At 42.1% G+C, this 15,338-nt stretch carries 14 protein-coding genes; all 14 read left to right on the forward strand.

Annotated elements, in window-relative coordinates; genetic code table 11:
* The first annotated feature begins 8 nt into the window (after positions 1–8).
* The 14 genes from A8C56_RS06205 to A8C56_RS06270 all read left to right on the forward strand — a co-directional run bounded on the left by A8C56_RS06205 (position 9) and on the right by A8C56_RS06270 (position 15,249).
* Positions 9–1,553, forward strand: coding sequence for an oligosaccharide flippase family protein (locus A8C56_RS06205; protein ID WP_067753429.1), 1,545 nt, complete (start codon positions 9–11; stop codon positions 1,551–1,553).
* Entirely contained in the window at positions 1,553–2,539 is a 987-nt protein-coding gene (locus A8C56_RS06210; RefSeq protein ID WP_067753432.1) for a GT-D fold domain-containing protein, read from the forward strand. The genes A8C56_RS06205 and A8C56_RS06210 overlap by 1 nt, the downstream gene beginning before the upstream one ends.
* 21 nt (positions 2,540–2,560) lie before the next feature.
* A complete protein-coding gene (locus A8C56_RS06215; protein WP_067753435.1) occupies positions 2,561–3,592 on the forward strand; it encodes a polysaccharide pyruvyl transferase family protein in 1,032 nt (343 codons plus the stop codon).
* A gap of 13 nt (positions 3,593–3,605) precedes the next feature.
* The gene (locus A8C56_RS06220) at positions 3,606–4,868 is read left to right on the forward strand and encodes a hypothetical protein (RefSeq protein ID WP_067753438.1); all 1,263 of its coding nucleotides are present in this window, start codon (positions 3,606–3,608) and stop codon (positions 4,866–4,868) included.
* Complete coding sequence (locus A8C56_RS06225; RefSeq protein ID WP_067753441.1) at positions 4,865–6,091, forward strand: glycosyltransferase family 4 protein; 1,227 nt, start codon at positions 4,865–4,867, stop codon at positions 6,089–6,091. Before A8C56_RS06220 ends, A8C56_RS06225 begins: the two co-directional genes overlap by 4 nt.
* Positions 6,092–6,219: 128 nt before the next feature.
* Positions 6,220–6,696, forward strand: coding sequence for an acyltransferase (locus A8C56_RS06230; RefSeq protein ID WP_218917258.1), 477 nt, complete (start codon positions 6,220–6,222; stop codon positions 6,694–6,696).
* The gene (locus A8C56_RS06235) at positions 6,697–7,518 is read left to right on the forward strand and encodes a glycosyltransferase family 2 protein (protein WP_067753446.1); all 822 of its coding nucleotides are present in this window, start codon (positions 6,697–6,699) and stop codon (positions 7,516–7,518) included.
* On the forward strand, positions 7,515–8,429 hold the full coding sequence (locus tag A8C56_RS06240) for a glycosyltransferase family protein (protein WP_084490052.1): 915 nt from the start codon (positions 7,515–7,517) through the stop codon (positions 8,427–8,429). Before A8C56_RS06235 ends, A8C56_RS06240 begins: the two co-directional genes overlap by 4 nt.
* Positions 8,429–8,920 (forward strand): serine acetyltransferase, encoded by a 492-nt coding sequence (locus tag A8C56_RS06245; protein ID WP_157097888.1) that lies wholly within the window; start codon positions 8,429–8,431, stop codon positions 8,918–8,920. Before A8C56_RS06240 ends, A8C56_RS06245 begins: the two co-directional genes overlap by 1 nt.
* 11 nt (positions 8,921–8,931) lie before the next feature.
* Positions 8,932–10,038: a glycosyltransferase family 4 protein gene (locus tag A8C56_RS06250; protein WP_218917259.1), complete on the forward strand. Its 1,107-nt coding sequence runs from the start codon at positions 8,932–8,934 to the stop codon at positions 10,036–10,038.
* Positions 10,039–10,252: 214 nt separating this feature from the next.
* Positions 10,253–10,489 (forward strand): hypothetical protein, encoded by a 237-nt coding sequence (locus A8C56_RS06255; protein ID WP_157097889.1) that lies wholly within the window; start codon positions 10,253–10,255, stop codon positions 10,487–10,489.
* A 151-nt stretch (positions 10,490–10,640) separates the two neighbouring features.
* A complete protein-coding gene (locus A8C56_RS06260) occupies positions 10,641–12,704 on the forward strand; it encodes a right-handed parallel beta-helix repeat-containing protein (RefSeq protein ID WP_067753458.1) in 2,064 nt (687 codons plus the stop codon).
* A gap of 92 nt (positions 12,705–12,796) precedes the next feature.
* A complete protein-coding gene (locus tag A8C56_RS06265; RefSeq protein ID WP_157097890.1) occupies positions 12,797–13,555 on the forward strand; it encodes a WecB/TagA/CpsF family glycosyltransferase in 759 nt (252 codons plus the stop codon).
* 200 nt (positions 13,556–13,755) lie between these two features.
* Positions 13,756–15,249 (forward strand): capsule assembly Wzi family protein, encoded by a 1,494-nt coding sequence (locus A8C56_RS06270; protein WP_067753464.1) that lies wholly within the window; start codon positions 13,756–13,758, stop codon positions 15,247–15,249.
* Positions 15,250–15,338: the final 89 nt, after the last annotated feature.

The raw sequence follows: 15,338 nt of genomic DNA on the forward strand, positions 1-15,338 counted from the left end.
AAAAAGATATGAGCACAGCCAGGCGGGTGATAAAAAATACAGGCTTTTTATATGCAAAAATGGGTATAACGATCTTTATATCGTTATACACCACGCGCCTTATACTAAATGCCCTCGGCGCATCCGATTTTGGTATTTTTAATATCGTGGGTGGGGCCATTGCCATGCTGGGCTTTTTAAACGCGGCAATGGCGGGCGCCACTCAGCGCTTTATGTCTTACAGCGAGGGCGAAGGAGACCGGGAAAAACAAAGAAAGATTTTTAACATTAGTGTATTGCTGCATTTTCTTATTTCTCTGATAGTAGGCATCGCATTATTGATTGCAGGATGGTTCTTTTTTAATGGTTTGCTGAATATTGCGCCGGACAGGAAATATGCCGCCAAAATTGTATATGGCAGCCTTATCATCAGCACTATGTTTACAGTAATGACCGTGCCTTATGATGCGGTATTAAACGCCCGCGAAAACATGCGGTATTATGCTATGGTGGGCATTATTGAATCTGTATTAAAGCTGCTGGCGGCTGTTGCGGTAGTGTACCTGATAGGTGACAAGCTTGTTCTGTATGGTATTTTTATGGCCTGCGTACCGCTTATTACTATGATGATTATGCGGGTATATTGCCACAGGAAATATGAAGAATGTGTGATAGCCCCTAAAAGGTATTGGAACAAAAAGCTGATGAAGCAGATGACGGGTTTTGCGGGATGGAGTTTTTTATCAAGCGCGTCCAGCATTATAAGCCAATATGGGATGGGAATTGTGCTGAACCATTTTTTTGGAACGATTTTAAATGCAGCACAGGGAATTGCCAACCAGATATCAGGACAATTAATGACTTTTTCTCAGACAGCTCTGAAAGCATTGAACCCCGTAATTGCCAAAAGCGAGGGAAACGGGCATCGGGAAATGGTTATTAGGGCATCATTTGCAGGGTCTAAATTTTCGTTTATTTTATTTTCGCTTTTTTCCGTTCCTTTTATTGTTGAAGCAGATTATATCCTTAAGGTCTGGCTGGCGCACGTACCCGCCTGGGCCGTTTTGTTTTGCCGTTTACAGTTGTTGCGTATTTTGTCTGAGCAGCTTACTATATCCATAAACAGCGGGATTTATGCCCAGGGGGATATTAAAATATTTTCCCAGCTAAAAGGCATTCTCAATATATTGCCTGTTATACTTACTGCACTGTTTTTTTACCTGCGCTTTCCGCCTTACATGTTGTATATAGTATGGATCTTTTGCTGGAGTATACTGGGCGGTATGGTTGCACTTTTCTTTGCGCATAAAAACCTGGGCATGTCATATGAACGCTATATGCGCGCAGTATTTATTCCGTGTGTTTTACTAAATGTTGTGGCGTTTGCGTGCACGCTCTTTCTTATATCTTTTCTGGCGGAAGGATTGTTTCGGTTAAGTTTGGTTGTAGCGATTTCTGTAGTGCTGCATGGAGTGTTGGGATGGTTCGTTGGAGCCGATAGAAGCGAGAAGCAAATAGCAATACAATTATATAAAACATTATTTGGTAAACTTAAATTGAAACCGGCAAGATAATGAGCAAACTATTTATAGTAAGCCTTAAAGCCCTTCGTAAAATTTATGCGAAGGTATTTCGTGTGCCAACACAGCAAAAGCCTGTTTGCGAGCAGAATGCAGAGGTGGCTTCCGGGATGATTTATGATAAGCTGATGAGTGATGAACCGTGCATGATAGCCCGTTTTGGAAGTACTGAATTATCCGCTATGGTAAATTACCTCGGTGTAAAGAATAGTAATTCAGATGTTTGGAGGTATATACAGGGAAGGGCGCTGCCCTGGTGGTGGAATGAAAATATTATGAATCAGATGCAGCAGTGGAGCGGCTTCTTTCCTCCAACTCGGGAAAAAATAGAACGGTTTTGCGAGCTCATGATGGAAGATATGAAACAAGTGGATGTGTTGGGAAGCTGGCTGGCCGATGAACGTTTTTTTGAACCTGCACTAAAGGATGCTGTTAAAATAAGATTATTGCTGCTTGAACCTTTCTGGACAGCATATAGCTGGATGAAAGCACTGGAGAACAAAAAGGTGTTAGTAATACATCCCTTTGCCGAAACTATAATAACGCAGTACGAAAGGCGTGAAAAGCTTTTTAAAAATCAAACCATTCTGCCGGAATTTCTTTCTTTGCGCACCATAAAAGCTGTACAAAGTCTGGGTGGGCAATCCAATCAGTTTGAGGATTGGTTTGAAGCACTTTCTTATATGAAAAGAAAAACAGATGAAGCTGAATTCGACATAGCCTTAATAGGTTGTGGGGCTTACGGGTTCCCTTTGGCTGCCCATATTAAAAGAGCCGGTAAGAAAGCAATACATATAGGAGGCGCCTTGCAGCTTATGTTTGGCATAAAAGGAAAAAGATGGGAGGATGAAAATTTTGGGGAAAAAACTTTTGGCAAAAAAGGTGTTTATAGATTATTAATGAATGAACATTGGGTGTATCCTCAAAAGAGTGAAACACCTAAAACTGCCGGTAGCGTGGAAAATGCATGTTATTGGTGATTAACAAATGAAAATCAGAAAATGGAATATAAGTTATTAGGAGTCAGTACTGAAAAAGAGTTAAACATCGGAGATTACGTTCAGGCGCTTGCATCTTATCAGTTTTTGCCGTCGTTAGACGGGTTTATTCAGCGGGAAGCGCTAAGGCAATACAATGGCAAAACCGCAAAAATGATTATGAACGGCTGGTATATGCACCATCCGGAAAACTGGCCGCCTTCAGAAAGGATACTTCCGTTATTTGTAGCCTTTCATTTAAATTCCCTCGCAAAAGCCAGGCTGTTAGAAAACGACAGCATTAACTATTTAAAGAAGCACCAGCCAATAGGGTGCCGTGATCATACCACCGCTGCATTGCTAAAAGAGAAAGGTGTGGATGCCTATTTCTCCGGCTGTATGACACTCACTTTGGGCCTGAAATATAAAGATGAGAACAAGGATGAAAAAGTTTTTTTTGTAGACCCCTACTTCAAAACGAACTGGAATTTTACAAATCTTATTAAAAACGGCATTTACTTATTAAAAAACCGGAAAGCTATAAAGATCATCTCGGATAAATACCCTGAAACAAAAAAAGGATGGAGGAAGAAGATGATACTTACTGCTTTTTACAGGGAGTATCAGAAATTTTTTACAAAAGAAACATTGCTGAATGCGGAGTATATTAACCAGCAAAGTGTTTCGTGGAAGCAGCATCACAAAACCGAGACGGACTACCTTAAAGAAGCTGAATTGCTTGTAAAAAAATATGCAAAAGCAAAACTGGTAGTTACCTCCCGCATTCATTGCGCTTTGCCCTGCTTAGGCCTCGAAACACCTGTTGTATATACTGAAGACAGCCACCAGTCGGAAGCCAGCCGGTGCCGGCTGGACGGGCTCAGGCAACTGTTCAATATCCTATCCTGGCGGAACGGTAAATTATACCCGGAATTTGAGATGAACGGGAAACTATCCATTAACAGTACCCCGGCTAATAAGCAAAACTGGAAAGAGATCGCATTGGATTTAACAGAAAGGTGCAGGGCCTTTATTACAGGCAATAGCGCTTTGTGAGTACGAAAAATAAATGCGCTTCTATAAAAAAATATACTATTTACCGGTATTAATTGTTTTATTAACAATTATATCGGGGCTTTACTGGATCAGCTCCGGCCAGCGTAATACTTTTATTACCTGGCTTATCTGTTTTGCCGTAATTGCCAGTATTATTTTTAATAAAAGGAAATATTTCCACCCGGTTAATAAAAGAGACTACAGTATTGTAAACGTCTATTTATTATGGATGGTAGCCGGCGTTATAAGGGGCGCATTTGTTGCCGAAAACTATTGGGAATGGAAACAGCTGGCAGAAGGCAGCTTAACCCTTTCTTTACCGGTTTTAGTTTATGCTTTCAGCATCCCGGCCATATTGGGCAGCACGTTAAAAGCCTGGCTGAAGTACGCATTACCGCTGTTCCTTGTTTTCCTGTTGTTTGCCGGCCGCGGTTCGTATCATTTTTATTTAGGCCCTGCGCTTTTTTTAGCCTGCTTTATGCCCCTGCTGCCTAAAAAGTGGAAAATAATTTTTACTATGCTTTTGCTGCTGCTGCTTTTTGCAGATTGGACCGCCAGGAGCCAGGTTATTAAAGCATTACTGGCTTTTTCAATGTCCGGCGGGCTTTTGTTATTGAGGCGTATTCATAAAAAAAGCAGACCGGCATGGATAAAATCGGCTTACTGGTTTTTATGTGCATTACCGGTTGTTTTATTGATATTGGGTATTACCGGAACGTTTAACTTATTTGAGGATATGGCCTCAAATAAAGGGAAATATGTAGAGAAAAAAGTAGTGGGAGGCGAAGTTGTGGAGGATGATATATCATCTGATACCCGCACTTTTATTTATACAGAGGTAATACAATCGGCAGTTAAGCACAGGTACATTGTATGGGGGCGCACACCTGCGCGCGGTAATGATTCCGAGTCCTTTGGTTATCTCATGGCAGAAGGATTAAAAACCGGTAAATATGAACGATTCCGAAATGAAGTGTGCTTTCCTAATGTGTTTACCTGGCTGGGGTTGGTAGGCTTGCTGCTGTACATGTTTATTTATCTGAAAAGCGCCTACCTGGCCATATACAGGTCTAATAACTTATTTATAAAAATAGTAGGTGTTTTTATTGCTTTTCATTTTATGTACGGGTGGGTTGAAGATATTAATGTGTTTGATATTATGAATGCATCTATTTGGATGGCGATAAGTATGGGTTTTTCAGCACAATTCAGGGGCATGAATAACCGGCAGTTTGGATTATGGTTACGATATGTTTTTAATAGCAATAAAAGATGAATGTTCTGTGGCTATCAAATGTACTTTTCCCGGAGGCATGTAAAGAAATAAATGTATCTGTTCCGGTAGTTGGGGGCTGGATGGAATCGGGGGCAAAAGCGCTTTTGGATGCGGATAATAAAATAAGGCTGGCTGTAGCCGCTTTGTATGCAGGCAATTCGCTAAAGTGTATTGAGGGGCAGCATATAAGATATTATCTCATTCCCTCCGGAAAAGGAAGGCCGGAGCCTTATTTTCAACAAATAAAAAATGCATTCAAACCTGATTTAGTGCATATTCATGGCACTGAATATCGTCATTCGCTGGCATATATTAATGCCTGCGGTACAGAAAATGTTGTTGTTTCCATTCAGGGAATGGTTAGCGTGTATGCCGGTTATTATTCTGGAGGATTGTCCGGAAAAAACAGGATACTGAGTTTGCGCGATATTGTACGACGTGATTCATTAAAGAGTCAGCAAAAGAATATGGCGCTTCGCGGGAAATCTGAAATCGAAATCATCCAAAGGGTTGCACATGTTATTGGCCGTACCTTGTGGGATCGGGCTCATGTATGGGCTATTAACCCCCATGCGCTTTACCATTGCTGCAATGAAACCTTGCGCGCCTCGTTTTATGAAAAAGAATGGTCGTACGCTGCCTGCGAGCCGTATTCAGTTTTCCTGAGTCAGGCCCATTATCCCATAAAAGGCATACATCAATTAATAAAAGCTGTTCCGTTAATAAAACGCCATTTCCCGGAAATGAAAGTGTATGTTGCCGGCAATAATTTTATTCATGTCCCTTTCATTCGTAAAAATGGATTTGCACTTTATATTGAGAAACTGATGCGTACATACGGCGTAACCGGGAATATAGTTTTTCTTGGCACTTTGTCTGAAGAGCAAATGGCTGAACAGTTTCTGAAAGCAAATGTTTTTGTTTGCCCTTCAGCAATTGAAAACAGTCCTAACTCGGTTGGTGAAGCACAGCTGACAGGCGTTCCCTGTGTGGCGTCTTATGTTGGCGGAAGTATGGATATGGTTACAAACGGCGAAACCGGTTTTTTGTACCGGTTTGAGGAGACCGCTTTATTGGCCTGGCACGTCTGCAATCTTTTTAACAGCCCTGAACTCTGTGAAAGTATCTCAAAAAAGGAGCGGGCAATTGCCCGGCAGCGCCATCACCCTGATGAAAATGCAAGAACTTTATTAAGCATATATAACGCTATACTTTCTGAATGATTCTTTTTTATGTATACAAAATAACCCGAAGAATAGTTTCTTACTTCATTGCTCTTTTTGATAATTGCAGAACTCATTGGGTGCTCAGGGGCAATCGTGTAAGTATCACTTCATTCAAATCTACCGGCGTGCCATATGTTATGGTTGCCAGTGGCGGGCAATTTATTATCGGAAAAAATTTTTCCATGCACAATGGTATTAAGGGTAACCCCATTGGCAGCTATAATAAATGTACTTTTTTTGTAGATAAAGGAGCCAGGCTGACCATTGGAGATCATGTAGGTATATCACAGGCTGCTTTAATTTGCCACCATAGCATTACCATCGGCAACGATGTTAAAATAGGTGGCGGGGTCAGGATTTATGATACAGATTTTCATTCCCTGGATGCTGCCATCAGGGCCGGTAAAGACGATATACTGCATAAGGCCAAAGCCCCGGTGGTAATAGGGAACAATGCTTTTATCGGTGCATTCTCCATTATATTGAAAGGCGTAACCATTGGGCAAAATTCAATAATAGGAGCGGGTTCGGTAGTAACCAGATCAGTGCCTGATAATCAGATATGGGCGGGCAATCCCGCAAAATTTATAAAAGAGGCGTAGATGAAATCGATAGCAGTCCTCCTCACTGTGCACAACCGCAAAACCCAAACCCTGCAATGCCTGCGGCATTTATTTGCCCAACAGGATGTAGAGGATTACCAACGGGAGGTATATCTTACTGATGATGGGTGCACCGATGGTACTGCGCAGGCCGTAGCCGGATTATATCCGGCAGTGCATATTGTAAAGGGCAATGGCGCCCTGTTTTGGAACGGGGGCATGTACAAAGCCTGGCAGGCAGCCGCCAAAGCAAAGCACCACGATTTTTACTTGTGGCTGAATGATGATACCACGTTGCATACCGATGCCTTATCCGTATTGTTGCATACAGCGGCACAATTGCAGCACCGGTGTATAATAGTCGGCACTACTGCAGCAGGTAATAACAATGCCATTACTTATGGCGGCCGCAACCGTAAAAATGGATTAATAATACCTGCGGACACGTGGCAGCCATGCGATTTTTTCAATGGTAATATTGTGCTGATACCTGACTATGTATTTGCCAAGGTTGGCATGAACGATCCTGTGTTCCGCCATGCCCTGGGCGATTTTGATTACGGGTTGCGGGCCGCGGGCATGGGCATGAAATCTTATGTGGCCCCGGGTATTTTAGGCGTTTGTGACTCGCATGAAAAGCGGCCGGTCTGGTGCGACCCGGAAAAGCCGCTTGCCAAAAGGTGGAAAGCTTTCCGTACGCCGTTAGGGCTTAACCCTGAAGAGTACTTTATTTTTGAGAGAAGGCATAACGGTCTTTTTAAAGCAATGTTCCATTATTGCACAAACCATTTAAGGGTGTTTTTACCAGAACTTTGGAAATGACTTTAGCCATGTTAGCTCCTATTTGCTTATTTGTATATAACCGTTTAGCAAAAACCAAACAAACTGTTGAAGCGCTTCAAAAGAATTTTCTTGCTAATAAAAGCGACTTATTTGTTTTTTCAGACGGGCCTAAAAACGAGGCGGCCAAAAGTAACGTAAATGAAGTGCGCAGTTACCTGGGAACGATTACCGGGTTTAAATCAATTGTTATTTATGAATCGGAAAATAATAAAGGATTGGCAAATTCAATAATTGACGGGGTAACGCTGATTGTCAGTAAATACGATAAGGTTATTGTACTGGAAGATGATTTAATAACAGTTCCCGGCTTTCTTGATTTTATGAATGCTGGATTGGATTTTTATACTGATGATCCAAATGTATTTTCAATTTCAGGATTTGTGTTTGACATTAAGAAAAGGAAAGACTATGAGTATGATGTCTTTTTTACAAAGAGGCATTGCTCCTGGGGATGGGCAATATGGAAAGACCGGTGGAGCGAAATTGATTGGAGTGTTAGTGACTATTGGGAATTTAAGAAGAACAGAGCGTTGCAACACCAGTTTAAAGATATTGGAGCTGATTTAGTAAAAGCATTAAATAAGCAACAGAGGGGTGAAACGAACTCATGGGCTATTCGTTGCAATTATCATCAATCAAAAAAACAAACTTATACAGTATATCCTATAAAAAGTAAAGTGATTAATATAGGTTTTGGAGACGATGCTACGCATACCCGTCAAAGGTTTAATAAATATAAAGCAACCCCGGACCTGTCTGAAAAAGTAGTATTTAATTTTCCATATCCTGTTTTTGTTGATCCGGATTATTTGCGCCGTTTTAAGAGGAAGTATTCATTTTGGGTAAGTGTATACTATTATATACTAAATAAAATTTGTGGAATATTTTGATGGATATTTTTTGTGACTGGAGCTCTAACAGGTCAAATAGTAAAGGAAGGCTCATTTTGCTGCTTTTCAGAATTGCTCATATTGCAACGATCTCAAAACTGTTTTTCGTTTTGTGGGTGCCCTACCTTGCCTTATACAGGATATTTGTGGAATGGATTTTATGCTGCGAACTGCCTTATAAAACAAAAATTGGTAGGGGATTATCGCTCTATCATGGACAAGCGCTGGTTATTAATGATGGTACCGTTATTGGCGATAACTGCATTCTAAGGCACTCTACGACTATCGGAAATAAACAATTATCCAGCGGCACTTTTTCAAAATGTCCTGTTATTGGAAATAATGTTGATGTAGGGAGCAATGTGTGCATTTTTGGCGCAATCATCATTGGAAATAATGTTAAAATAGGAGCCGGATCAGTAGTTGTAAAAGACGTTCCTTCTAATTGTATTGTAGCCGGTAATCCTGCCAGAGTGATAAAGTTTATTTAAAATTAGATAGTTTGCTTAAGAAAAAAATACTCTTTCTCCTTCATTTGCCCCCGCCTGTTCACGGGTCTTCCATGGTAGGTAAATGGATAAAAGAAAGTGCTGTGATTAATGCTACGTTCGATTGCAGATACATTAATCTGCTGGCCTCCAAAACCGTAGAAGAAAGTGGCAGGTTGTCTATTGGTAAAGTACTGGGTTTTGTTGATACCTGGTGCCGGTTATTAAAGGCGTTATTATTTAGCAGACCAGATATTTGCTATTTCGCTTTAACCACTACCGGCGCTGCATTTTATAAGGATGTGGCACTGGTAGTAGTATTAAAGTTATTCGGAGTAAAAACGGTATATCACTTGCACAACAAAGGCGTGCAAAAAGCTTCGGGAAACTGGTTAAACCGTGCATTGTACCAGTATGCATTTAAAAACGGCTTGGTTGTATTGCTTTCGGAACATTTATACGGTGATGTGGCAGCATATGTGCCGCAAAAAAGTGTTCGGATCTGTGCCAATGGTGTTCCCGGTGTAAAAATTCTGCCAGGATTGGAGAGGGAGCATAACGAACCAGTTCAGATTCTTTTTCTGTCAAATTTAATTGAGAGTAAAGGCGTTTTTGTTCTATTGGAAGCCATGGCCTTATTGAAAAAACGTGGGTTGGTATTTAAGGGAGTATTTGCAGGAGGAGAAGCTGATATTGATGCCACGCGTTTTAAGAAGGAAGCAATACGCCAAGGTTTATATGACAGGGTCGTTTATTTGGGCAGAAAATATGGAACAGAGAAGGAAGAACTGTTTCAGCAGGCTGATATTTTTGTTTTTCCAACCTACTATGAAAATGAGTGCTTTCCTTTAGTGCTCTTAGAAGCGATGCAACATGCGCTCCCTGTAGTATCAACATTTGAGGGAGGCATCCCGGATATTGTGGAAGATGGTACTACCGGTTATTTGGTTGCTCAGAAAAATGTATCCGCACTGGCCTGCCGGATACAGGAACTGATTGAAACTCCCCGGTTATGCAGGCAAATGGGAATGGCAGGAAGAAAAAAATATGAAACGCATTTTACATTAAACTTGTTTGAAAAACGTATTGTTGATATACTTACTGAGACTGGTCTGAGTTAAAAAAAGAGCTGAACCAGATTGAACCTCTAAAAAAGTGTATAAAAAACCGTTGCGGAAAACAGTATGCATGCTTAAGCATAACGCATGAAAATAGTAGTACTATTCATATTGCTCTTATGCTGCCTGCCGGTTCATAGCCAACAGGCAGGCGTTGCCGCAATGCTTGCAGACAGTTCGGCCAGCCTGTTTTTCAGCTCTTTCAGTTTCAATACCTTTGGGGCAGCAGCAACATACATTTTTCTCCTGGTATTTCCGGTTCTGTCAGCGATTGCCTGCAGAACGGTTTATTGGCATCAAACTGCGCACCAATGGTATAGCCGGTTATTCGCTGAACTGGATGGGGATGATCTATAAATTGAACCCCTGCCTGTTATTAGGGCTGCACCTGAAAATTGCGGCTAAACGGAAGAAGACTACCGCCATCGCCGGAACAAGCAGCAGTAAAAACTAATTATTGTGAATAAAAAGCAGCTTTAACCAATATAAGAAATCATCATAGAGCCATGCCCGTGGTGCATTTTAGCGTTCATTGCATGGCAGAGATAAGCAGGTAAATCCGGAAGGTGTTTGTTTTTTGCCACAACGTTATAAAAAGAGCAGTTATGAACTGTTTTGTACAGACTGTTATTTCCCTGTTTCTGGGAGTATTCTGTACGTCCTGTGCAGTGCTTAGCCAAAACACTTTGGAATTGTACCTTTCTCCTGGCGGGGCGGATAATAATCCCGGAACAATCACGCAGCCCCTGCTTACTTTTGGCGCTGCCTTAGATAAGGCAGCCCGGTCAAAACAGCAGGATATAACCATTTATCTCAGGGGTGGGGCTTACAAATTCGATGCGCCGGTTCGTATCAATGATCCGAATTGGGGCTCTGGTAAATCACTTACTATTTCGGGCTTTGGGAATGAAGCCGCTCAGTTGAGCGGAACGGAATTTATTAATGCAGCTGCCATTACAGCAACTGGAAAAAATAGTGCGGGAACGCTGGATGTTTATTCCATCCCTCCTGATCGTTATCCCGGATTGTTTCACCCTTTAACTGAACGCGGTTTTGGATGGCCGTTAAAAAAACAGAGCACTCAGTTATATATTGATGATAAACCATTGACGCTGACCCAATGGCCGGCAACAGGCAAAATGAATGTAGACAGCGTAATCAGTGCAGGAGACAGGCATGACAAGAGCAGCGCATTGCCGGAATTTATTTACACCGGCGGCGATCATTTCCGGCTTTTCGGTAGCGAGGCAGGCAACCTGTGGGTGGAAGGGATTTTAAATTACGGATGGGCTAAAGAATTTTTGCCCGTCCGGCAACTGAATACCGGCAACAGAATCATTGTGCTTGATACAACTGCCGTATATGGCGTATCCTCTTCATACAAAAACGGGAAGGGCACCCGTTCAGGTTTTGATCAGGAAAAGATCAGGGGCTTTAAAATATGTAATGTACCGGACTTTTCAGGTATTCCGTTTACCTGGTATTTTGATAAGAAAAGCAACCGGATTTATTTTTCTGTTCCGGCAAATTATAACATAAAAAAAATAGCCTATACAAAGTTTTCTGATCCCTTTTTCCTGCTGGAAAACGCGGGTAATATAACTATTAAAAACCTGGCTGTTTCCAACACGCTTGGTAATGGTATTGAAGTAAAAAAGTGCCATCATATTCAGTTGTCTAAATTGAATATAAGTCAAACAGGCCTTAGAGGAGTCGATGTTCAGTCTTCTGATGGAGTAAAAATTGATCATACTATTATCGCAAACACCGGGGCTGACGGAATTTATTTATCCGGCGGGGATCTTAGAACCTTAAGCTCCTGTAATTATATCGTTTCCGGTTGTGATATTTCAGGTTTTTCCCGGCTTTATTATTGTAATACTCCGGGCATAAGCCTGAACACCGTAGGGGCAGTTGTTGAAAATTGTTTTATACATGATGCTCCTGATCAGGCCATATTAATTTCGGGTAATAACAATGCGATACAAAAGACGCATATCAGAAGTGTTTGTTATGATTTTAGTGATATAGGGGCAATCTATTCCGGAAGAAATCCTTCTAACCTCGGAAATACTGTAAAAGAAAATTTATTTGAAGATATTACCGGCAAGAACAGCAGCCAGTTCGTTGCTGCGGTTTATATAGATGACGGCTCCTGCGGCTTTTTAATAGGCAATAATGTTTTTGTTGCCTGCGGTACCCCGGTAAAAGATAAAGAGAATGGGTTTGGCGCCATACATATAAACGGCGGGTTTAATAATAAAATAGAAGCAAACACATTTATTAACTGTGACCGGTTGTTATCAGGCGGTGTATGGGATATTAAAAAATGGAACAGTTTTTTGGCTTCCGGTGATATTAAACAAAAACTGTTTATGAAAACGGATCAGAATAGTAGGCAGTTGTATAAAACACAGTATGGTGCTCTGTTGGATAGTTCTATATCTGATAATAGCAGTATGCCAAGGAATAATTTTGTAAGCAATAATAGTTTTATAAACGCCAGGCAAATAGATTTTAACAGTTCGTATCGGTTTTCGGGAAACGCTAAAAACTCTTTGCTATCCATTAGCGGAAATAAAAAGCTGACAGCGGAAAAAATAAAAATGGTAAAGCCCCTATTGAGCCGGAATGCAATGAATATACTAAAGTCAGCATATCCATTTTAAATATCTCCAGGAAATGGAAAGCCCTGTCAATCTGCCTTAATGTGAAAAGGGCTGATCAATATATGTTGCCAGTAAACCACACAGCAAAAATTATGAAGAAAAAACTGATCAGTATTGATGTGAGCATCGGTACTTACAGGGAACAATTGTTGCAGCTGACCCGGTTGGGTGAAAATCATAGGTCGTCCTTTGTATGTGTAGCCAACGTGCATATGCTGGTAGAAGCTCATAAAGATGCTTCTTTTGCAGCTGTTGTAAATAGTGCCGATATGGTTACACCGGATGGGATGCCGCTGGCCAAAGGAATTAAATTATTGCATGGCATTAGCCAGGAACGGGTTGCCGGCATGGATCTGTTGCCTGATCTGTTAAGCACCGCTGGTAGCAGTGGTATCAGCGTATTTTTTTATGGAGGTACCCGGGCGATGCTGAATAAAACAAAGGAATACTGCGCAAATCATTTTCCACTATTACGGGTTGCCGGACTGATCAGCCCGCCATTCCGGCCCTTATCGGAGCAGGAGAAACAGGAAGATATTGCGGAAATCAATGCCAGTGGCGCAGGCTTTGTATTTGTAGCGCTGGGCTGCCCCAAGCAGGAAAAATGGATGGCCGCCATGCATGGCAGGGTACATGCCTGCATGATAGGTATTGGCGGGGCGTTGCCCGTAATGATCGGCCTGCAGAAACGGGCCCCTGTATGGATGCAGAAAATGAGCCTGGAGTGGTTGTATCGCCTGCTGCAGGAGCCCAAAAGGTTATTTAAGCGCTATGCAATAACCAACACTGTATTTATTTATTTATTTTTCAAACAATGGTCCCGCCAGGGATTCAGACCTGTTGCAAAATGAGCTACCGGTAAAACGTCCAGCTAAAGATCCATTTCATAAAACTTGTTTCGCCAAGGCCTGTTGTATGGACAGCAATATACCGGCGGATAACCTGCTTCGCCGGAAGGAGCGGGTGGATATTAAGACGTTCCCCTGAATGATCGATAGGGGTGTCCATTAAAAATCATCCGCATTACGCGGGATAAATAAAAAATATACGAATGAAACCTAAGCTTATTATTCTTTTGCTGCTTACCCTTTCTATTGCGGACAACCTGGAAGCGCAGCAGGGTGGAAAGATCATCAAAGGAAATCTTGAGCTTGATGCGATAGGCACTTCCAATCACCAGGTACCCTTCTGGATGCGTACCAATCAGTATGGGAGCATTCCATCAGAGGGCGCTTCCATAAGTGCGGTTGGCAGCATTTATAAAGCATACAGGACAGACTCTTCCGAAAAAAAATTTGACTGGTCCGCAGGCGTTCAGGCAAGATTGAATGCAGGCAGGCTGGTAAATGCAACTATAATAGAGGCCTTTGCCACGGCAAAATACGGGGCCTTTCAATTGCAGGCGGGCAGAACCAAAAACCAGACCGGCCTTGTAGATCCTGACCTGAGCTCCGGTGCCTATTCTATTTCCGGTAATGCATTGGGCATTCCTCAGATAGAATTAAGTATCCCGCAATTTACAGATGTGCCCTTTACTAAAAAGCTGCTGGCTGTAAAAGGAGGGTTTAGCATGGGCGATATGGGCAAATTAAGGCTTCGTATACGTGGCGATAGTGTAAGAAACCTGCAAACCTGGTACCACCAGAAATCCCTGTACCTGCGTATAGGAAAACCCCGGTGGAGGCTGAAATTATATGGAGGCATCAATCACCAGGTGCAGTTTGGTAGTGAGAGGGAATTCAGTGGACCTGAATTTGACCTGCACGGCACAGAATATCTTTGGTATGTGGTTAGCGGCAAGTCTTACGGCGGGGAAAACGGAATACCGCGTTCCAAAGTAGGCAACCACGGCGGTTCGGTTGACCAGGGGCTTTCTTATGATTTCAAAGCGGTGTACCTGTATGCTTACCACCAGTTTTTTTATGAAGTAGGAGGACTCTATTATTTGAATAATGTGGCTGATGGATTATGGGGGCTTAGCCTTCAGAATAAAAAAGAGCCCGGCCGCGGCCAGCAATTCCGCTGGAATAAAATGATGCTGGAATTTCTGGGATCAAAAAACCAGGGAGGAGGATTGCATGCCAAAATAACCCCCTCCGGCGATGAAGATTATTATAATAATTATTTGTATACTGACGGGTGGACCTATAAAGAGCAAAACCTGGGCAATAACTTATTTACCAATAAAAAATATGCGAGGAGCAACCTGCCGGCGCGCAATTGGCAGGGAATCGTAAACAACCGGTTATATGCGTTTTATGCAGCAGCCAATATACAATGGCAGCGCTGGGATCTGCTTGCCCGTATCAGCTATTCAAAAAACTTTGGCACTTATGCCACCAGCCCGGAAGGGATTTCAACCGGCTCCAGCCGGGCCATTTACTCACCGCCCTATTTCCCGGAAGTAGGTCAGTTCTCAGCGTATCTCGGCGCTTCCCGTCCGTTAAAAAACAACATAGCTATTGGGTTTGCAGTAGCTGTTGACAACGGCGATCTGTTATATAATAGTGTGGGAGGAATGCTGCGACTTATTAAAACATGGTAACGGGGCAAAGGACACTGCTCTTGGGCAACTGCAAAAATATCAGCTATATAATTGAATCGCTGCTGAGATAACCTCTCTTTATAAAAGTT

The organism is Niabella ginsenosidivorans (genome assembly GCF_001654455.1).
Classification (GTDB): Bacteria; Bacteroidota; Bacteroidia; order Chitinophagales; family Chitinophagaceae; genus Niabella; species Niabella ginsenosidivorans.